Source organism: Laspinema sp. D2d (assembly GCF_025370755.1).
Classification (GTDB): domain Bacteria; phylum Cyanobacteriota; class Cyanobacteriia; order Cyanobacteriales; family Laspinemataceae; genus Laspinema.
This window is the reverse complement of sequence record NZ_JAMXFC010000009.1, coordinates 48,841-69,321: the sequence shown is the minus strand read 5'-3', so window position 1 is coordinate 69,321 and position 20,481 is coordinate 48,841. Positions and strand designations below refer to the sequence as shown.

Annotated in this window: 18 protein-coding genes; 8 read left to right on the top strand and 10 right to left on the bottom strand. The window is 45.1% G+C overall.

Annotation, left to right across the window (positions count from 1 at the left end; all coding sequences use genetic code 11):
- Nucleotides 1–55: 55 nt before the first annotated feature.
- The 6 genes from NG796_RS08745 to NG796_RS08720 all read right to left on the bottom strand — a co-directional run bounded on the left by NG796_RS08745 (nucleotide 56) and on the right by NG796_RS08720 (nucleotide 5,199).
- Nucleotides 56–670, bottom strand: a complete 615-nt coding sequence (locus NG796_RS08745) for a ribbon-helix-helix domain-containing protein (protein WP_261205525.1) — start codon at nucleotides 668–670, stop codon at nucleotides 56–58.
- Nucleotides 671–695: 25 nt separating this feature from the next.
- Complete coding sequence (locus NG796_RS08740) at nucleotides 696–1,136, bottom strand: hypothetical protein (RefSeq protein WP_261205524.1); 441 nt, start codon at nucleotides 1,134–1,136, stop codon at nucleotides 696–698.
- 104 nt (nucleotides 1,137–1,240) lie between these two features.
- Entirely contained in the window at nucleotides 1,241–2,158 is a 918-nt protein-coding gene (locus NG796_RS08735; RefSeq protein WP_261205523.1) for an alpha/beta fold hydrolase, read from the bottom strand.
- 75 nt (nucleotides 2,159–2,233) lie between these two features.
- Complete coding sequence (locus NG796_RS08730) at nucleotides 2,234–2,545, bottom strand: YkvA family protein (protein ID WP_261205522.1); 312 nt, start codon at nucleotides 2,543–2,545, stop codon at nucleotides 2,234–2,236.
- Nucleotides 2,546–2,704: 159 nt separating this feature from the next.
- A complete protein-coding gene (locus tag NG796_RS08725; protein WP_261205521.1) occupies nucleotides 2,705–4,051 on the bottom strand; it encodes a TldD/PmbA family protein in 1,347 nt (448 codons plus the stop codon).
- A 155-nt stretch (nucleotides 4,052–4,206) separates the two neighbouring features.
- Nucleotides 4,207–5,199, bottom strand: a complete 993-nt coding sequence (locus NG796_RS08720; RefSeq protein WP_261205520.1) for a restriction endonuclease, SacI family — start codon at nucleotides 5,197–5,199, stop codon at nucleotides 4,207–4,209.
- A 246-nt stretch (nucleotides 5,200–5,445) separates the two neighbouring features.
- Between NG796_RS08720 and NG796_RS08715 the strand changes: the two genes are divergently transcribed.
- Nucleotides 5,446–6,513, top strand: a complete 1,068-nt coding sequence (locus NG796_RS08715) for a DNA cytosine methyltransferase (RefSeq protein ID WP_261205518.1) — start codon at nucleotides 5,446–5,448, stop codon at nucleotides 6,511–6,513.
- Between the two features lie 135 nt (nucleotides 6,514–6,648).
- Here the strand turns inward: NG796_RS08715 and NG796_RS08710 are convergent, their stop codons facing one another.
- The gene (locus NG796_RS08710; protein WP_261205517.1) at nucleotides 6,649–6,879 is read right to left on the bottom strand and encodes a YlcI/YnfO family protein; all 231 of its coding nucleotides are present in this window, start codon (nucleotides 6,877–6,879) and stop codon (nucleotides 6,649–6,651) included.
- A 310-nt stretch (nucleotides 6,880–7,189) separates the two neighbouring features.
- Here NG796_RS08710 and NG796_RS08705 point away from each other — a divergent pair, with 310 nt between their 5' ends.
- The 5 genes from NG796_RS08705 (at nucleotide 7,190) to NG796_RS08685 (ending at nucleotide 11,742) form a co-directional block, all read left to right on the top strand.
- A complete protein-coding gene (locus NG796_RS08705; RefSeq protein WP_261205516.1) occupies nucleotides 7,190–7,780 on the top strand; it encodes a DUF4129 domain-containing protein in 591 nt (196 codons plus the stop codon).
- Nucleotides 7,777–8,904 (top strand): DUF4350 domain-containing protein, encoded by a 1,128-nt coding sequence (locus NG796_RS08700; protein WP_261205515.1) that lies wholly within the window; start codon nucleotides 7,777–7,779, stop codon nucleotides 8,902–8,904. Before NG796_RS08705 ends, NG796_RS08700 begins: the two co-directional genes overlap by 4 nt.
- Nucleotides 8,905–8,921: 17 nt before the next feature.
- Entirely contained in the window at nucleotides 8,922–9,872 is a 951-nt protein-coding gene (locus NG796_RS08695; RefSeq protein WP_261205514.1) for an AAA family ATPase, read from the top strand.
- A gap of 105 nt (nucleotides 9,873–9,977) precedes the next feature.
- On the top strand, nucleotides 9,978–11,288 hold the full coding sequence (locus tag NG796_RS08690) for a DUF58 domain-containing protein (RefSeq protein WP_261205513.1): 1,311 nt from the start codon (nucleotides 9,978–9,980) through the stop codon (nucleotides 11,286–11,288).
- Between the two features lie 151 nt (nucleotides 11,289–11,439).
- Nucleotides 11,440–11,742, top strand: coding sequence for a hypothetical protein (locus NG796_RS08685; protein ID WP_261205512.1), 303 nt, complete (start codon nucleotides 11,440–11,442; stop codon nucleotides 11,740–11,742).
- A gap of 329 nt (nucleotides 11,743–12,071) precedes the next feature.
- Here the strand turns inward: NG796_RS08685 and NG796_RS08680 are convergent, their stop codons facing one another.
- Nucleotides 12,072–13,040, bottom strand: coding sequence for a stage II sporulation protein M (locus NG796_RS08680; RefSeq protein WP_261205511.1), 969 nt, complete (start codon nucleotides 13,038–13,040; stop codon nucleotides 12,072–12,074).
- A gap of 272 nt (nucleotides 13,041–13,312) precedes the next feature.
- On the opposite strand from NG796_RS08680, the gene NG796_RS08675 reads away from it, so the two are divergent.
- A complete protein-coding gene (locus NG796_RS08675; RefSeq protein ID WP_261205510.1) occupies nucleotides 13,313–14,143 on the top strand; it encodes a DUF975 domain-containing protein in 831 nt (276 codons plus the stop codon).
- Nucleotides 14,144–14,333: 190 nt separating this feature from the next.
- On the top strand, nucleotides 14,334–15,125 hold the full coding sequence (locus NG796_RS08670; protein WP_261205509.1) for an RDD family protein: 792 nt from the start codon (nucleotides 14,334–14,336) through the stop codon (nucleotides 15,123–15,125).
- A gap of 47 nt (nucleotides 15,126–15,172) precedes the next feature.
- Here the strand turns inward: NG796_RS08670 and NG796_RS08665 are convergent, their stop codons facing one another.
- Complete coding sequence (locus NG796_RS08665) at nucleotides 15,173–18,043, bottom strand: EAL domain-containing protein (RefSeq protein ID WP_261205507.1); 2,871 nt, start codon at nucleotides 18,041–18,043, stop codon at nucleotides 15,173–15,175.
- Nucleotides 18,044–18,687: 644 nt separating this feature from the next.
- Complete coding sequence (locus NG796_RS08660; protein WP_261205506.1) at nucleotides 18,688–20,175, bottom strand: TldD/PmbA family protein; 1,488 nt, start codon at nucleotides 20,173–20,175, stop codon at nucleotides 18,688–18,690.
- Between the last annotated feature and the right edge of the window lie 306 nt (nucleotides 20,176–20,481).

Genomic DNA, 20,481 nt, shown 5'->3' with positions numbered 1-20,481 from the left:
TTTCCGGGATGAAAATACCCTCCTTTTCGATAAGGAGGGTTTTATTTTTTACGGGTTACTCTGAGGCGATGGGATTATTGATGTCCTCTTGATTTTTGATATGCTTCAAGTAAAAAGCGATCGCTTCATTGGCTAATCTAGTCGGAGACTTATCTCGTACCGTCGCTACCGCTTGCAGTTGGGAATAAATCGGGTGATCAACTGCAACCGTGGTAGGGCGATCATAAAGCAACAGCGAACGCAAAGGTTGAATATAAAAGGGTTGCTTGAATTTCTCCAGTTCATCCTTAGAACTCAGCAGAATTTTTTGATTAAAAATTAAAACTCCTGATGTTCGCTGCAATACCGTATATTCTGAATTAAACAACAAAACTGCATCTCCGGATAGATGCTTCAGGACCAACATTGTTGCCTCTAGCAAAATCTCCTTTCCCCGTTGGTAATTTTCCTGCGAATCCAGCCAAAACCATAGATCTAAAGTTGGCTGAAATCCAAAGTTTTCCATCATCATCGATTGAGGATCATAGGTTTCTGGAGTAGCCCCCAATACAATTCCTGGACCAAACAACCGAGTCTCTTCCCACTCTAGTTCCAGTTCTCGTGACAACAGGTTTAAAATATCCAAGGGTTGCCAATCGGTAACAATTAATAATTCATATTCTAATGACATAAACTCCTCCTTATGTTAAGATAAATTAAGGAAAGAACGGAAAAACTTTATCATCTTTAATGATAAAAATTTCTTCTAAGCCTGGAATGACTGTACTGGTCAGTTGGTTGCGAATTTCCTCGATAGAAACGGCGCTATCATCAAGATTAAGAATGATTCGGTTGGTTTGTCCTGTTCCCACTTTATGAGCTATGGAACGAACAATATTATATGCCTTAGCCGTTTCAGGCGCATAACAGTCAAATATCCGTCCTTCTATTAAATAGTCAGGTTTTTGTCGGCTTCCCAGGGGTGGTATTGGGTTCTGCTCTATATTATAACCGGCACGAGCAATAATTTCTGCCGATTCATTTTCCCGGAGTAGTGATCGCTTTGTTTCCTCATCATTATTAGGATTAATTAGGGTCGGATTGCCCCGAGGAACATCTCCGGGTTGTCCGGATGGCATGGTTCTATTTGTTGTCATTTTGATGAATTGTTGTAATGCCAATCAGGAAAGTGGTGGGGAATTCCCACGGGACTGATCTACTCCCCTGAACTAAAATAGTGCAATTGCCTTATTTCTTAAAATTATGATTCTCCAATAAAGGGTGCGATCGCCTGGACGAATTCGGCGGTTGTTTCATAAGGTAAAACATTCCGTCCATTAATTTTTACTCCTTTCCCATTGGGTAAGGCATTCAAATAAGCCGCCAATCGCTCATCTGGCGTTTCCTTTAACCCTTCCCGGCTGATATTCGAGGTATTTTGTCCAATCACCACTAAAGTGGGTTGCTGAATACTGGCGATCGCCCCTTCATAATCTTCCCGCCAAAACCCAGCAAGAAAGGCAAACACTGCATATCGGGTTTCCAAATTGGCTGCCCCTTTTTCCAACATATCCAGCCAATTTTGATCTACCGAATTGGGATTTTCAAACAATTGTTTAATCGAAAACGACTTCAAAAACTTGCGACTGCGGGCATACCGATAAAATGCCGTTCCCAAGGGCGTATCAAATAACAAATTCCACCGGAGTTTATTCTGTCGGGGTGACCCTTCTCGGGTCATGATTTTCCAGCCTGGAGGCCCCGACAACACCAGCTTTTCAATCCACTGGGTTTCTCCTGATGATTGTTTTTGAACAAGTTGCACTAATTTAAGCGCTACGGGAAATAAAGCGCCTTGGGTAACAAGAATAACCGGCTTTTTAACCACATTTTGGAGGAAAAATAATAGCTGTTCAGCCCAATCCTGGGGAGTATAAGTCACTCGCGGCATATCGCTATTTCCACAACCGACTAAATCCGGATTGTAAATCGGATTGCTGCTTCCCCCTTGATACCATTCTTGGCAAAAGCGGCCCCAAAAATTACCGGATAAACCCACCCCGATCGGATGAATTAAAACTAAGGGAGTTTTGGATTCATCCCCCGGATAAGCTTGATAGGCACATCGATAGGTTTTCCAGGTATAAAACTGGGTTTGGGTGGGAGATTCAAGAAGCATGATAGATGACTCAGTTAAATAAGGGTAAATAAGGGACAATCAAAATACAAGCAACGCGCCGGATGATGCGATCGCCTAATCTATAGAAACCGCATCCACATCAACGGTTTGAGTTTGCGCTGTTGATGACTCAGAATGAAACTCTTGCTGAACGGGAGTGGGATTTAAACCTTGCATCCAGTTGGTCAGTAATTCTGAAATCCCTCCAACTAAGAGAAATAGCAGGGCAACATCATCCACTTGTCCTAAAATTGGAATAAAGTCGGGGGAGATATCCAAAGGACTAATCAGATAGAGCAAACTAGCCAAAATGACAGGCCACCGATATTTAGGATTGCGGAGGACCGTGCGATATAATTTAGAAATAATAGGGACAGGAAATTTCATTTACCACCTACTTAATTATCTATTTTGGGGGTCAAGACTTTCCAATTATAAACCAAACCTTGCCCAATTTGAAATGAGGGAAGAGTGGGGAACAAAAATGCCTTTTCGGATCCAGACGAATTCGGCGATCAATCAACTCTTCCCGTCTTCCAGAGTCCGTTATATGCTATCCGTCGTACTCGTGAAGTTAAAGGCTTTGACACGCACGCCGGGAACAACACTACCCCCAAAGCGTTGTCCCGTTGTGAGAGCGTCCACCTCTCCTAACATCTCCGGTAAACTTTGATTAAAGCGCAGGTTTTCAATGGGGTAGGCAATTTCCCCATTTTCAATCCAGAATGTCCCATCCCGCGTCATGCCGGTGACTTCTAAGGTGCGCGGATTGATATAGCGCACATACCAAGCACGACTCACTAGAATACCTTGTGAGGTTTGGGCAATTAAATCGGACAGACTAGCATCGGAACCCGTCATGACAATGGGGTACATCATACCCGTGGGTTGTTTGCCCTGCTGTTGCGCCCAATATCGACTGTAAGACAGGGTTTGGGGAATGCCATTAGTGATGATATCCAAGGGTGTATTACTCAATCCATCCTCGAAAAACGTACCGGATTGCAATAAGGGATGGGCGGGATTACGCTGGACTTGGACCAAGGGGCTAAACATTGTTTCTCCGATGCGATTCCCAGCGGATTTGCCTGCTGCATCGGTTTGAGACATAAACGATCGCCCTTCATCTGCTGCCCTGGCATCCATATTCCAAATGACCCAAGGGAGTAAGTCGGCAAAAGCCGCTGCATCAAAGATGACGGGATAAACACCGGGTTGAATTTTGCGGGGAGACTGCGAGGCAATGGATCGGGCGATCGCCTGTTCAGTCATCTCGGCGATCGGGAGGAGATCGATCGCAAAGGCAGTCCGCGAAGTCCAACTGGACCCCTTGCCAATTTTAGCCGTAACACTAAACTCCGCCTCGGTTTTGCGATCGCTGGCTAATACCCCGAGAGAATTGCCGATCGCCCGACTTGTCGCCGCCACACTCAGGGTCCCGGAACTTTCCACCCCAGCTTGTGCCGCCTTCTCACACACTTGTTTGACCATTTCTCCTCGCCGCAGGGGAGAAACTGTGGCAGTGGCATGATCAAAAGCTGGAATCCGGCGATCGTAGGTTTGCGGTTCGAGGAGGGGAACCCATTCTGGGTCTTCCGGTGCAATTCGGGCAAGTTCTTCGGATTGGCGCAGGGTTGTTGCGATCGCCTCGGGATCCTCTTCCGAAGTTGATGCGGAAGCACTGCGTTTGCCAAAATAACTGGTAATCGTGAGATTAAACCGACTGCGACTAATATTTTGAGTAATTTGATTTTCAGAAAACCGACTCAGGGAAGATTCCCCATCACTCAAACTCACAAAAACACCATCCGCTTGGGATTGCTTCAGGGTCGATTCCACCAAGGATAAGGCTTGGTCCTCACTCATTAAAATGGGGGCAGTTGCTGGAGTCATTTTACAACAATTTTCGAGGGATTACCTTCAATTATAGTGTAAGTCATTGAAGACGAGATTTCGAGGGAAGTTAACCAAAGTCAGCTAGGCGAGTTTATTCCACATTTGAGCAGCAGTATTGGCACTATCGAATTGCCGGATTTTTCTTAAAATATTTACCACTGTTTCCCCAAAAATCTGTCTTCGCTTGGGATTAAGAATGCTAATCCAAAATTGCAAAGCTTCGTGGATATTAATGAGAATGACATCCATATTTTCACCCCTATAATTTCATCGTTAATCTCCGATTCTTGCCCTACTTCTAGTCCACTTGCCAAAGTAAAACAGTATTCAGGTATTCCATATTCTTTTCCTTTAGTAATCCCGTGTCTAATATCATCTACGGTAATAGATCGATGCTTGCACTCCGTAGCACTGATTAAGATCTTGTCATTCCATATTTCAATATCTCCGGCAGTTTTTCCAAATTTATCGGAAGCATTAGGATGATAAATTTTAACCTCATATTCTGGGTTGAAAAGCTGCAAAAAAGCCCCGGTTATACTGACTAAGCGGACTCCACCCTCTGCCTCAAGGAGAAACTCTTGTACAAACTGAAGAAGACGATCATAATTCGGATCAGCGGAAAACCCCACCTCTACAATAGTTGCACCTCGTTCTTTTGCGAGTCTGAGTGTATGAACCAGACTAGAAAACACGACTTCCTGTCCTGAACAAGCAATTATTTCAAGAACATCATGTAGAACCTCCGCTATTCGTTTATTTTTTAGCTGTCGATTTAATTTATCATGTTCTCGATGTCTAGCAGGTTTACTGAGAAATGGCTCATTAGAAAGGCCAAATAGATTTCCTTTTCTTTTTTCAAATCGGACAATTACAGAATGGCAAAGGCTACGAGCATCATAAGCCCCAGGCAACTCGCTTTCAACTTGTAAAGCTCTAGGATGGATACTGGGATTAACATATTTGGCTAAGATTCGGGTGATGAGAATATACTTAAAAGCAATATTACCCGGGGAAGTAATAATTAATTTGATGCGTCCCGCTATTTCATCTAAGTTAGGGGCAATCGTCTTCTGCTCTATACTGTCCCAAGCCAATTCAAGTGCCTGGGCCGCCTGTTGATGATTTACAGTTTCTTTTATCATTTTTATGTTCCCTTAGTTTGGAGCCGTTTTATTCTAAATACTTACGTCAATCATTCCATCAATGACTCATAATAATTTAATTTTTTTAGGGTTTTTGGGTTGTTCATTATTCGGGTATTAATTTTAATTAAAGGTTGACAAAAATTTGAAAAAATGAAATAATTAATAAGAGTAAGAATGAGGAGGTAGTACCCACCTTGGACAACCTCTCTTTAGTTTAAATTTGGAATTGGGTAGCAATAAACCGTGCATTACAATTATTCTAAAAACCCTAAAAACACTGCAATTGACCTATTTGCTGGTGCAGGAGGGCTATCTTTGGGCCTCCATCAAGCAGGATGGAATGTAACCACAGCAATAGAAATCGATTCCTGGGCGAGCGCCACCTACCGACACAACTTTCCAGATACCCATTTGATTACTCAAGATGCTCGTGAAATTGATTTTACTCCGTTTCAAGGGATCGATTTAGTCGCTGGAGGTCCACCCTGCCAACCCTTTTCTGTCGCTGGCAAGCAGCTTGCACAGGCTGATCCTAGAGATATAGTACCAGAATTTATTCGGGCAGTCAAACAAATCCGTCCCAAAGCCTTTATTATGGAAAATGTCCCCGGATTACAAACTGCCAAACATTTACCCTATTTTCAATGGCTTAATCAGCAATTTTCTGCGCTTAAATATACCCTTTGCATTAATATTTTGGATACCGCCAGTTATGGAGTTCCACAACATCGAAATCGGTTATTTTTTGTAGGTTTATTGGAAGATATTTCTTTTTCTTTTTTGCCCAAAACTCATGGATTGGGAATGCAGAATCCTTATATTTCTGCGGGGGAAGCTCTAATAAATGTGCCGAATGATACACCGAATACCGCTAAAGTGACTTATGCAAAAAATCCGATTCTTCGCCCGAGTCCTTGGGCCGGTATGCTGGTGAATGGTCAAGGTAGACCCATTAATTTAAACGAACCCAGTCGGACCATTCCGGCAACTGCTGGAGGCAACCGCACTCATATCGTGGATCGTGATGGCATTTTACTGGAATATCATCGCTATTTAAGGAAGGGTGGACGACCTCGATCAGGCCAGGTTGAAGGAGTGAGAAGGCTCACTTTACGGGAGTCTGCCAGACTCCAATCCTTTCCCGATCAGTTTGTCTTCAGGGGGCCAAAAACTGCCCAATACAAGCAGGTGGGAAATGCGGTTCCTCCCTTGCTGGCTAAAGCAGTTGGACTATCTGTGTATCAAGCTTTATTTAACAATAGGCTGGAATTTGAATACCGATCTACTCCAGAATTAACTGTAAAATATTAAAATTAATATCAGTTAAAATTATTACTTAATTGGAGAATAACACTGAAATACCCAAATCCGAAGTTGGTTGTTTGCTGAGTGTATCAGTTTGTCAATTTTCCATTTTTCATTGCGTCTCTAAGCAAAGGGTTCTACTCATCTTTCCCCTTCTCTAAGCTGACGAATCAATTTAGTATCATCCGGTTGGGGCGGTAATTCTTTGTTGAGGGCTAGAATTTTTTGATGGGCGGCTAATCCTTTCCGGCGTCGCACTTCCCGCTCCAATGCGAGGATAACGACATCATTTAACGTTTCCTCGGGACTGCTCAGGCGTTGGGCGCTTTCTAGTAGTTCTTGGGGAATGTGAATACTTAGAGATCCTTCCATCGCTAATCACCAATTGGGATAACTCTACCATACCACAATCTGACGTGGATGATTGCCCGATCGCCTTCCTTTATCAATCTTAGATTTCCCATCAGGTAGCGGTGAAAAATTGGATTTTTAGCCCAACAGGATGAGACTTTGACAAGCATTTGTATTGGAAAACCCGGTTTCTTGTTCCCCGCAGCCATCATCGGGTTGATTTACTAGGCGATCGCTACCGTAATGGATTATAAATAGATTATCCCTCGCCTGAGAGGGTGTGTCTTGATTCCTGTATCGATTAACTTACTGTATCGGATGCAACGGATTTATGGCTACAGAGTCGTTTGAGAATGATAGTATTGGGTGGCAAATTCAACTCCTTGGACAAAAGATATCTGAATGGTGGGAACTAGAAATGGCTAAACTCGAACTCCCCGAATTCCCTCAGTTGGAAATTTCGGGGTTGGATCAAGTAGCAAGGGTACTCGGATGGACGATCGCTCTTTTACTGGCAGTTTGGTTTTTTTGGCGTCTTTCTGATGTTTTAGTTCCTTATCTGTATCGGAGGTTAGGTCCCACTCGTGTTCGGGCTAAAGAAACCACTCTTACCTCAAGATTATCGGTGGAGGAATGGTTAAAGCGATCGCGTCAGTTTCAGGGGAGGGGCAATTATGGCGAAGCTTGTCGATGTTTGTATTTAGCTATGCTCCAAGGATTGAATGATCGAGGGATTATTCCTCATCAACCTAGCTTAACCAATCGTGAATATCAGGCATTACTCCAGCAAAGCCAACGCAATCAAGCTTATCAAATTCTCTTTGAAACCCATGAACAATTTTATTTTTCCAATCAAGAGATTACCTCGGATAAATGGAGAGAATGTCAGAAAGCTTATCAAGAAATTGAGAAAAAATTATGAATTTATCTACTCGTAAAATAGGGGTGTTTCTGGTCCTGGCGATCGGGGCAATTATTCTGTTAACTTTTGTGATGGCCCCGGCCAGTAGTGGTCGAATCAATAGCGGTTCAACTTATCGAATTAATCCCGATGGATATGGGGCATGGTACGCTTATATGCAAGCCCGCAAAGCCCCTATTCAACGATGGAAAAAACCCGTGGATGAATTAATTGAAAGTGAAGAAATTGATACCCCAGTAACGTTTCTCCATGTTGACAGTCGGTTCACCCGGGAAATCCGAGGCGAAGGCAATTTCAACCTCCTGTCGGAATCGGAACAAAACTGGGTCAGCCAGGGGAATGTTTTAGTCATTTTAGGGGTGAAAACGCCGGTTACAGAAGCCCCATTTAGGACCCTCCAGAACAGTCCGTTTGGGGAGGTGAAAATTGAAACGAGGAGACGCCGGATGAACGCCAGTCAAATTCTGTTAGGCGATGAATTTGGCGCAATGGTTTGGCAGCAAAATATCGGTCAAGGCAAAGTGATTTATGCAAATACTCCCTATTTAGCGGCTAATGGGTATCAAGATATCCCGGGGAATTATGAGTTTTTAGCAAATTTGGTGAGCGAAGGCGATCGGCCTATTTTTATTGATGAATATTCCCACGGCTATAAAGATTCAGAAGTCATCGAACGGGAACAAAAACAAACCTTAGTTAATTATTTGCTTCAAACCCCAATTTTTCCAGCCTTGGTACAGGGTATTTTGTTGATTATGGTCCTGACTTGGGCAAAAAATCGGCGATTGGGACAATTGAATCGAGTCTCGACATCAGGAGTGGAAAATAGCAAAGCCTATATCCAGGCATTAGCTGGCGTGTTGCAAAAAGCAGGTTGTCATGATTTTATAGTAGAAGTCGTGGGAAAAGAAGAACAATTGCAACTGCAAAAAGCATTAGGATTGGGTTCAGTTCTCCTGGATTCTGAAACCTTGGCAAAAGCTTGGTCCGAAAAAACTGGGCGTCCAGCAAGGGAATTAATGCAGCAATTGCAGGGAAGTTCTAAACCGCGTCGTCTAGGCGAGTTTGACTTGCTACGTTGGCTGAAAAAATGGGCGGCTATTCGTCGGGCTATTTCATTGTAAAGTTAGGGATTCAAAACATGAGTGAAACAAGGGCAATTTTAAAACGCCTGGGTCAGGCATTGGACAAAATTGTTGTCGGACAATCGGCAGTGGTACAACAATTGCTGGTAGCGTTATTATCGGGGGGTCATGTCATTTTAGAAGGTGTCCCGGGAACGGGAAAAACCTTATTAGTCAAGGTGTTAGCCCGCTTAATTCAAGCAGATTTTCGCCGAATTCAGCTCACCCCGGATATTTTACCTTCAGATATCCTCGGGACGAATATTTTTGAGATGAATACTGGAAGTTTTACCTTAAAAAAAGGACCTGTTTTTACCGAGGTTTTGCTGGCAGATGAGATTAACCGGACTCCCCCCAAAACTCAAGCGGCTTTGTTGGAAGCGATGGAAGAACAGCAGATTACTTTAGATGGAGAAAGTTTGCCATTACCGGATTTATTTTGGACGATCGCCACTCAAAATCCCCTGGAATTTGAAGGAACCTATCCCCTGCCGGAAGCACAACTCGATCGCTTTTTATTTAAACTGGTGGTGGATTATCCGGACCCGGCAGCGGAAAAGCAAATGTTGCTGAATTCTCAGGCAGGATTTCAAGCCAAACGCTTAGAGTTAACTCAAATCAAACCCTTGGCAACGGTGCAGCAAATTCTCAAGGCCAGAGAAGAAATTAAGGGAGTGCAGGTTGCTGATAATCTCTTGGATTATGTATTAGCTTTAGTACAAAAATCCCGCCAATTTCCTGATTTAGCATTAGGGGCTTCTCCGCGATCGGCTGTCGCTTGGTTACAAAGTAGTAAGGCGCAGGCTTGGTTAAATGAGCGGGATTATGTGACCCCAGATGATGTCAAAGCGGTGGCATTTCCTTTACTGCGTCATCGGTTTATTCTCAAACCAGAAGCGTTACTTGATGGAGTACAAATTGAGAGTGCGATCGCCTCCCTACTCCAACAAGTTGCCGTACCCAGATGAATGCTCAAGGATGAGGGATGAACGATTCTTATCATAAGTTATATCGACTATTCCTCATCTTTTTAAGATACCTGACCCTGGCTCAACCCTACAAAAAAAGGTTTTATGATTCCATCCAGACTCTTTTATTTCTTGTTAGGACTCGGAATAGCAATCGCCATTTTTACGGCGATTGTACTGAATCCTATTATTAGTATTTTAATAACCTTAGTGTTAGATTTTATTGTATTATTGCTAGGGTTTATTGATAGTCAGCGCGTGCAAAATTATCGGGTTAAAGTGACGCGATCGCCTTTGGGTAAATTGTCCATTGGGCGGGATAATCTGGTGGTGCTTGCTGTCGAGTCCACAAACCAATCAGCAGTGATTCGGATTGGCGATCGCTATCCGATGGCATTTGACGTCTCTGCGCGGTACTTGCAAACCACTGTAACCGCAAATACTACCCAAGAACTCACTTATACAGTGAAACCCAGCAAGCGGGGAGAGTACGAGTGGGGGGATATTCAAGTGCGGCAGTTGGGTCCCTGGGGTTTGGCGTGGTTGGATTGGACTATTCCGGCAGGGGTGAAAGTGCCTGTTTATCCGGATTTGGTGGGATTGCGATCGCTGACCATTCGTTTAGCGGTGCAGTCTACCGGAACCATGCGACAACGGATGCGCCGCCTCGGAAATGGGACCGAATTTGCGGAATTGCGGGAATATGGGATGGGGGATGATACACGCCTGATTGATTGGAAAGCAACAGCGCGGCGTCATCGTCCTCTAGTGCGCGTATTAGAACCGGAACGGGAGCAAACCCTACTCATTTTACTTGATCGCGGACGGTTGATGACCGCACAAGTGCAGGGGATGCAGCGGTTTGATTGGGGATTAAATGCCACTTTATCTTTAGCATTGGCGGGGTTAAATCGAGGCGATCGGGTTGGAGTGGCGGTATTTGATCGCGATATTCACACTTGGATTCCTCCAGTACAAGGTCAACATCAGCTCTCTCACTTTATCGAACGTCTCACCCCCATTCAACCCGTATTACTCGAACCGGACTATATGGGTGCTGTCACCCGAGTCCTGTCCCAACATACTCGGAGGGCGCTGGTGGTGATGATTACGGATATCGTCGATGCCACCGCTTCTGCGGAACTGCTGGGCGCTTTGCAACGCCTTACCCCCCGTTACTTGCCCTTTTGTGTCACCCTCCGCGATCCTCAAGTTGATGAAATTGCCCACCATTCCACAGAAAAGATTGACACTACCTATTCCCGTGCAGTCGCCTTAAATTTATTATCTCAGCGCCAATTGGTATTTGGTAATCTCAAGCAAAAAGGGGTTTTAGTTTTAGATTCTCCAGCTAACTTAATTAGTGATCAACTGGTAGATCGCTACCTACAAATCAAGACTAGAAACCTCTTGTAAAAAATAGGAAGACGCTGATTTTTATCGGAAATTAAGTCTAATTTATTCAACTACTCCGGTAAAATTATGCAATATTTTAAACCATAAAAATGCAGTTATCGAGCATTTTTATGGGTGATACTTTGGATTTTCTCGGTAGGACTGTTTTTTTTTGATGACTTTTGTGTTTGGGAGTTTGCTGGCGGCCAGTTACGGATTCGTTCCTTTGTTTACTTTGATATTTTGTGTATTAGGGGTTGTTATCTATGCCTGGTTTTTTGTGCAATTAATTGAAATTTATTCTCTGTTCTTTATTTATGAAAATTCCCTAGCTATGGAAAAAGATATAACCTCATTTACTACTATCAATCGCTCCCGTCAATTATTCAAAGGAGTAAGACGTTTTGTTGTAAAAAAAATTATTCTTGCTGTTTGTGCGACAATCCCTCTCACTATTTTAACCTTGTTACTGTGACTATTGATTGTCGGATTCATGCCAGGGGGGACTTTCACTAATTCGGAAGAGTCTACTTTTATCGTAATTGAACAAGTTATTTGGATAATTTACTGGACTAGCTTGAATATTCTTATCACTCCCTTTTGGCAAGTCTTAAAATCTCAGGTTTATTATAACCTCCGTTGTCAGAAAGAAGCCTTTGATTTACATCGAAATCTATCAAGTCCTGCGCGATATAATCAAATCAGAGGTCTTGATGTTGAAAATTTAAGGTAGAAATAATCCAATCATTTAAGTTTAAGATTTTACAAAAATTTCTTTTAAATTGAGATAGCATCTGGGGTTAATTAAATCGATGAATTTATCGATTTTTTACGAGTACAATAGCGAAAGAGGAGGGCTAATAAACCAATACCTGTCACATATTTGAGGGAGTCTGGAATCGAGGGATTGGGAGAGAAAAATCCCTCAATCAATCCAGCAATAATTAACATAGGTACAATCCCAAAGAGGAGTTTAGCTGCTTGATATCCGTACAATTTCAGGGCATCAACGCGGCGATAGGGACCGGGAAATAATAGCCCACGACCAATCAGCAAACCTGCACCACCGGCAAAGAAAATGGCGGGTAATTCTAGGGAACCATGAGGCCAAACAAAGGCCCAAAAGGGATAGGATAAATTATATTGAGCAATCAAAGTGGCGATCGCCCCAATATGAATGCCATTATAAACTAAAATAAACAGGGTATAAAGGCCAGCGGTAATGCCTCCCCCCACTGCACCAAACGAAACTTGCAGGTTATTAATGGTGATGCTACTAGAAGCAAGGGGTTCCATTCCTACAATAGAACCCATCCATAATTCCCCGCGATCGCGGACGATTTCAATAATATGAGGAGGGACAACGATCGCCATAAAAACGGGGTCTTGCCACGCATACCACCAAGCGACTAAAGCCCCCACTGCAAAAGTCGCTGTCGCCACAGCAATATATCCCCAAGTTTCTTGAACGATCGCCGGAAAACCCCAGCGCATAAACTCTACAACCGCCCCCCATTCCTGTCGGCGAGACCCTTGATATATTTGGTTATAACTGCGCGAAGTCAACTGCTGTAACTCCTGGACTAACGTCATCCCCAGCTTGTGAGTTCTTGCTCGTGCTAAATCTGCGGACACGGACCGATATAAACTGGCGAGTTCCTCAATTTCTAACGCTTGCAAGGATTTTAATCCCTGGGTTTCAACCTGCCGCAACAAGGTATCCAGTCGCCGCCAATTCGGTTCTCTGCGAGCAATCCATCTTTGAATATTCATCAGATTTCTCAAAATTTCGTGATACGCTTTAGCCAGTCTAAATCATTTCTGGACTCGGTGAGCGATCGCGCTTCCCAGACTCGATAACGTCATGCCTAGACCGTCCGTCCTTCGGGACACCGGATGATCCGCTGTACCCACTGAACAATCCCTGGCAATTCAGTGCGATCGCCCCTTGAGCAACCCTTCATAAAGTTTTAATTAAAATTTCCCCCTCTAGTCGTAAGATAGCTTTAAACTTGACAAAATCAAGCAAGGGGAGAAATTCAGGGATGGCTAAAAATCAAAGGAATGTCGGACGGATGGGACCCTTGAGTGTCGGGAATGTGGTCACGGGGGGTATTCGTTTGTACCGCGATCACTTTCAGGAATACTATCGTCTAGCATTGATTGGTTCTCTGTGGGGAATTATTCCGATTTATGGCTGGGCAAAATATTCAGAAATGCACGGATTAATTGCGCGTCTGGCATTTCAGGAAGCAATAGAACGTCCGGAAACTGTGCAGCAAGCGCGTCAGCGCGTCCAACCTCGAATGTGGAGCTTTTTAGGGGCGGGTTTTTTAATCTTTCTGATCTTCATGGGAGCGATGTTCGGAGGGGGTATTGCTGTTGGCATCATCGCCGGAATCATCGGTGGAATTTTGGGGCAAAATAATGGAGTAATTATTTTGGTCAGTATCTTGGGTGGGTTGGCTTTGATAGTTTTATATATCTGGTTATATACCAAACTATCGATTGTAGAATTACCCATTGCGATGGAAAATATAGGCGCAACAGACTCTATCAGTCGAAGCTGGAATTTAACGAAAGGATTGACCCGACGTCTCATCGGAGTCTATCTCCTGGCCTTGGTTATTTCCCTACCCATTGCCCTTATTTTGCAAGTGGTCATCGGGATACTTCAAATGACATTAGTTACCATTTTCCCGAATAATATTCCGCTGAGTGTGAGCTTATATTTGGTGGGTAGTTTAGTCGTGAGTCTTCTAGGATCCGCTTTGCTGATTCCCTTTTGGCAAGCGATTAAAGGGATTATCTACTACGATTTGCGCAGTCGTCAAGAAGGGATGGGTTTAAATTTAGGCCGTCGTGGCAAAAAATAAATTGCCTCTGCTGATTCCCTCAATCCCTTCTCTGGATCTAGCCAAAAGAAACCCTGATTTTGCCCCCAGTGCTTACTCGCTGATTCGGTTGAGAAGCCATAGCGTTCTCTAATTCCTGTAAATCGTTCAGCTTTGAAGGGTCTACCCTATAACCCGAAATATCCCCCCGGTCTAACTTTAATGAACTGCCATGAGATTGTTTAATCGTATCCAAATCCAAACCCCGGAAAGTGTTGATTTAGAATTTACCTTAGCGGGAATTGGGAACCGAGTTTCTGCCCTAATGTTTGACTATTTTGTTTTGGGGTTAATCCAACTAACATTAGTCGTAGTTTGGCTATTCGGGTCGCTGTTTTTAGCGGATGTGATTACCAATCTTTTAGGAACGAATGAGCGCGTGCAACAGTGGTTAATTGCCATTTTATTGTTCGTTGTCTTTGGGGTTTATGTGGGCTATTTTGTCTGGTTTGAAGTGTTTTGGCAGGGTCAAACCCCGGGGAAGCGGCGAGTCCAAATTCGGGTGATTCGGGATGATGGACGGCCTTGCGGTCTTCAGCAATCCACACTACGGGCGTTGTTGCGTCCGGTGGATGATCTGCTCTTTATTGGGGCGTTTTTGATTGCCTTAACCTCTCGGGAAAAGCGCTTAGGGGATTGGGTAGCGGGAACGGTGGTTATTCAAGAAGAGCGGGCGATCGCTGAGGCTAATTTTCCCATTTCTGAATCGGCCCACCTGCTGAAAAATCAGGTAGTAGAACGGGCTAATCTGTCCGCCTTACTACCTGATGATTTTGCAATTATTCGCGAATATCTGCAACGGCGCACTCAACTCACGAGCGAGGCACGAGGGAAAATTGGCCGTCAATTAGCGACCCAGGTTAAACAGGTGATTCTTCAAGAACCTCTGCCTCAAAAGGTTTCGGCAGAGGAGTTTTTAGAAGCGGTTTATTTGGCCTATCAAGACCAGCGATCGCGGCCTTGACCCTCTTACCATCTTGACTTAAACCCATCGATTGGAAGCCTGGAATTTTACCAGTTGTTAACTAACTTTCCCTCCTGAATCAGCAATTGAGAAGCCATTTCGCTATCAACTGGGGGTGAAAACAGATACCCTTGAGCCATCGCACATCCCAGTTCTTGGAGTTTCTCTAACTGGGCCGATGTTTCCACTCCCTCGGCAATCACTTCCATGCCCAAATCGTGAGCTAAACTCACAATTGTCAGGACAATTTCAGAATTTTCTCCTTCGACTCCAATCCGATTCACAAAGGAACGGTCAATTTTTAACGTATCCAGGGGAAACCGATGTAAGTAGCTTAAGGAAGAATACCCGGTACCAAAGTCATCCATGCAGAGGTTAATTTTTCTCTGTTTAAGCTGCAACAACATTTCAGTGGCTAATTCAGGATTATCCACGATCGCGCTTTCGGTAATTTCCAGCTTTAACATACTGCCATCGATTCCCGTTTCGGCCAGAATCCGATCGACTTGGGCGATCAAATCCACTCGGGAAAATTGTCGTCCCGATAGGTTCACCGCCACGGTTAAGGGTAAGGATTGGGGAAATCGATCTTGCCAGATTCGCAACTGTTGGCACGCCTCACGGAGTACCCACTGACCGAGGGGAACAATTAACCCCGTTTCCTCAGCGATCGAGATAAATTCTCCCGGAGGTACGAACCCGAGTTCAGGATGATCCCATCGTAAAAGGGCTTCAAATCCTTCGATTCGTCCCGTTTTTAAGCAAATAATCGGCTGATAATGTAAGGCAAAGGCGGAGGGTTTTTTGACCGAATTAAAGGGCAGGGATGGAGTCTGAATTCCCTGGTCTTCTCCGCTGTCATTGCCTTCGGAATCGGGGTGGGGAGAGAGGTAAAACCGGGGGTTTGGCAGTCGCTTTTCTCCGTCGGAAATAGCGCGGCGTAGGTCATTTTCTAACTTGAGTAATCGGACCACGCGATCGTGCATGGCGGTATCAAAAACCTCATGGCGAGACCGTCCCAGGGCTTTGGCGCGATACATGACGATATCCGCATCTCGTAACAAGTCCTCGGGACGTTCATACCCTCGGGAACTGAGGGCAATCCCGATACTCACACTGGTAAACACTTCTTGTCCTTCGATCGCAAAGGGACGGGTTAAGCAAGCGTGAATTCGTTCCGCCACCCGCCTTGCGGTGCGTAAGGCGCGGATATCTTTGAGGAGGATGGCAAATTCATCCCCTCCCAGGCGGGCGATCGCGTGTTCATTGCGCCGGAAACTATGGGGACGGACGGCCAGGGTTTTGCGAAGGCGTTCAGCAATCTCGATTAACAGGCGATCGCCAACTCCATGACCCAAACTATCATTAATGACTTTAAAGCGATCTAAATCCAAAAATAGGACCGCAAATAAATAGTTAGGATTTTGTTTCCCCCGTTCCCACTCCTGACGCAATTCTTGCATAAATAACGTCCGGTTGGGGAGTTCGGTTAAGGCATCATGAAAGGCATTATGCCGTAATTTTTCTTCGATTTTAGCTTTTTCGGAAATTTCCGCCCTAAGCCGATCATTCATCGCTTTCAATTTGGCGGTACGTTCCTCTACGATCGCCTCTAATTGAGCATTCAAGGTCGCCAATTTGGACTCGGCTTGGTGGCGGGCGATCGCCCCTCCAATGCTTCCCGCTGCTGCTTTCAAAATTGATTCTTCAGTTTCGGACCATTCCCGTTGATGATGGCAATCGTTAAAGCCAATAAACCCCCAAAACCGCCCTTCAATGGCGATCGGCATGACTAAAATGGACTGAATCCCTTGGGCTTCTAAGATGGACCGTTCCACCTCGCTCAAATCTCGAACCGTTCCCCCGATCGCTTTTCCTGCACAGAGTGTCTCGTACCAACCCGGCAAATTTTCCTCATAAGAAAGGGTTTGAAATTCTGGGTTCTCCTTCGATGAAATAATTCCGTCACCGACCCATTCCCAGCACATCCTCATCAAATGTTCTTCGGTCAGACTTTGGTAATTTTCCATCAGGTAGGCGCGATCGACTCCGGCAGCCTTTCCTAATTCACCCAATGCCTTGGAAATCGCCTCGGATAGATTGGATGCCGTTAACAGCGCGTGGGTTGCTAATGCCACCCCTTCTAACAGGCGATCGCGCTGTTGGAGTTGAACTGCCGCCTCCTTGAGTTCCGTAATATCTTTTTCATTCACCAGAACCGCGCGATCGCCCGTCACCGGATCCTTCGCATTGCGAATCTCCACCGCGTGCCATCGCACCCCCTGCAAGGTTTGCATCTGGGTTTCGTGATAGAAGACATTTCCCGCTTCAATACAAGTTAGCGCGCGTTCTGCATCGCTGCTGCTGACAAATCGCTGTCGCCAGGAATTTTTGACCGAAATTTCCCCCCTTTTTTCCTCCCCATAACACCGCTTCGCAACTGGGTTTTGCATTACCATCGTGCCATCGGCTTTGTACAGGGAAATCATGACCGTCGCCTGCCTAAGCACTTCATTTGATCGCCACAGTTCCCAGTCATGGCGTTTCATGACCTCCGTCATTCCCTCCACCAAGACCCCCATTCTTCCCGATTCAATGCGAATTCCTGAACAAGCACATCGAATGGATATCGGTTCACCATCCGTTTGAAAAGTCCATTGTTTCACCACAGTTGTACCCTGTTGTAATTGTTGTAGATCGAGTTCAATCCCGCTTGAATGCTCGTCAAATGGGTGGCTCCAATTTCCATCTGGCAGTTCCGCTATGCTTTGTACCTGCCACAGACCTAGGGCTGCCGCGTTTGCCCACCACACCTGTTTTTGGTCAAAGTCCCAAATCCAGATGGGGGAAACCAATACATCCAACGACGCTAGTTCTTGGCGATTGAGAATGGAATCGCTGAGTTTTAGTTGTGGCATCAATCGGGGTTTTTATTTAATAAATTTTTTAAGGGAAATCTGAAGAAAACCGCTTTTTTTTTTATGGGGCTGGGTTGGCCGGAGGGTCAGGGTCAAAAGCGATGGTTTCTCTTGGTCCTATTTCACTTCTTTTCTGCTCTTCCTGCGCTTTCTCGTGGTGTTCATATCTTGATTTCTCAAAACCGTATTATTAATCTGATTCTATCCGCAATTTCTGTCCTTGTCTCCCTAGCTTTTTGAATTTTTGATAAATTAGGTCCATCCTCTTGTATTTTCTAGGCAAAGGGGACCAACTTTTAACTCGCCCGTAGCCCAAGATGCCGGTCTAGTCAGGGGAAGATTAACCTGTTTTTTACCCCATCTCTGCCTTAAAAGCAACCAATTTGACCCAAAAATCCGGTATCAGTCCCATGCCGCGAATCCTCCTGTACCAAGGCTCTAGTCTGGGGGACTGTCAGGGTTAGAAACTGGCTTTCTTGACCCCGATGCAAATTACCCAGAAACCGATCAGGTTGATGAAACCCGGTTTCTGGTCCGCCGGATGTCATCCGTTACCGATATTCTAGGGGGTTGAATGGGGAACAACCCCCTAACTATCTGTACCCCATGAGTCCCGGAACCGCGATATCCCGAGTCCCCAAGGGTTAAGAAGGGCCGCCAATGAAAATGTCGCGGACCCTGACGGGGACACAGGCATGAGTCATTTGGGCAATCTGCATAGGTTCTCCTTTTCCACAGAGATTGGTGCCACACTGAATCTGTTCAGATTTGGGCCCGATCGCATCCACACTTTTCCAAAAATCTGTCGTCATCGCCTGATAGGTGACATCTTTCAACATTCCAACTACTTTGCCTTTTTTAACTTGCCAAAAGGCATCTCCGCCAAATTGAAAATTTCGCCGTTGTTGGTCGATAGAATAGCTGCCAATCCCATCAATTAAAATCCCGTCCTCGGTATCGGCGATCGCTTCAGCGAGAGTCGCTGTATGACTCCCCCCATCCGGTCCCGGTTCTAACCCCAGATTAGGAATCCGCACCATTGGCACATTATACCAACTATCAGCATAGGCACATCCATTACTGTTCCCCCGTCCCAGTCGCGCTGCCGTCTCGCGATCGGTGAGATAATCCACTAAAATTCCATCCTTGACAACGTACCACTCTTGTGATATAACTCCTTCATCGTCATATCCCATTGTTCCCCGTCCCCCCGGTTGGGTGCGATCAGCCTTAAAATTGACCCAAGGGGCGGCATATTGCAGGTTTCCCAAGCCATCCGTAGTCGCAAAGCTGGTCCCGGCAAAGTTTGCTTCATAACCATACACGCGATCGAGTTCAGTAGGATGTCCCACCGATTCATGAATGGTGAGAAACAAATTGGTAGGTTTCAGGATTAAGGTCGTTTTAATGCCCGAGGGTCCCTTGGGAGCATGAACTTTGGCGATCGCCTCCGTTGCCACTCGGTCCACTTCTCCCAGCAAGTTGGCACGGTCAATATGTTCATAGCCACAATTCAACGGAGGCCGTTCATAACTACGACTTTGGGCATCTCCATTGGCAATGGCTGTACAATTATATCCTGGATAACTGCGGTAAATTGTTTGTTCAATCAGTGAGCCTTCTGTTGAAGCAAAGGTTTTCTGTTCCTGGGTAAAGCGCAGGAAAGATGAAGCTTTTTTAATCCCGCGATCGCCATACCCTAACAACCGCTCATTAATCTCTAACAACAACTCCGCTTGCTCTTCAATGGGAATCGTAAATGGATCAATTTCTATCGGGGTCCTATAACTATCCCGATACGCTTCTACGGGGACTAACTTCACCGGAGTCTGTTGCGTGAGGTGACTGCCTTTAGCAATCTCCACCGCAAGGGCCACAATGCGTCTAACTTCTGCTGCTGTTCTGCGGTGACTTGCCGCAAATCCCCAAGACCCTTGATGTAAAACCCGTACTCCAAATCCCGAACTCACGCGATCGCTCAAGTTGCTTAAGGAGCGATCTCGGGCGGTTAAACTGCGATCGCGATAACGGCACAGACGGATCTCCCCATATTCACACCCCGCTTGGCGAATCAAGGCGATCGCTTCCGTGGCTAAATCCTCATGGGTGATTTGGGTGGGCGCTTCTAACATAACGGGTTCTTAATGAGTTGTTTCCCTTAATTTTATACCGCTTCTCCAGTATTGGTGTAGAGGCAGTCCATCGAGCATCTCGCTTACCTTTAGGGTAAGAGTCATCACTTTTTCTGCCTTTTACTCCTGGGAAGATCCCCCTAAATCCCCCTTAAAAAGGGGGACTTTGAGTTGAATTAGCGGGAAACACCGTGATTTTAACCTGACATCAGATCCCCCTAAATTCCCTTTAAAAAGGGGGACTTTGAGTTGAATTAGCGGGAAACACCGTGATTTTAACCTGACATCAGATCCCCCTAAATTCCC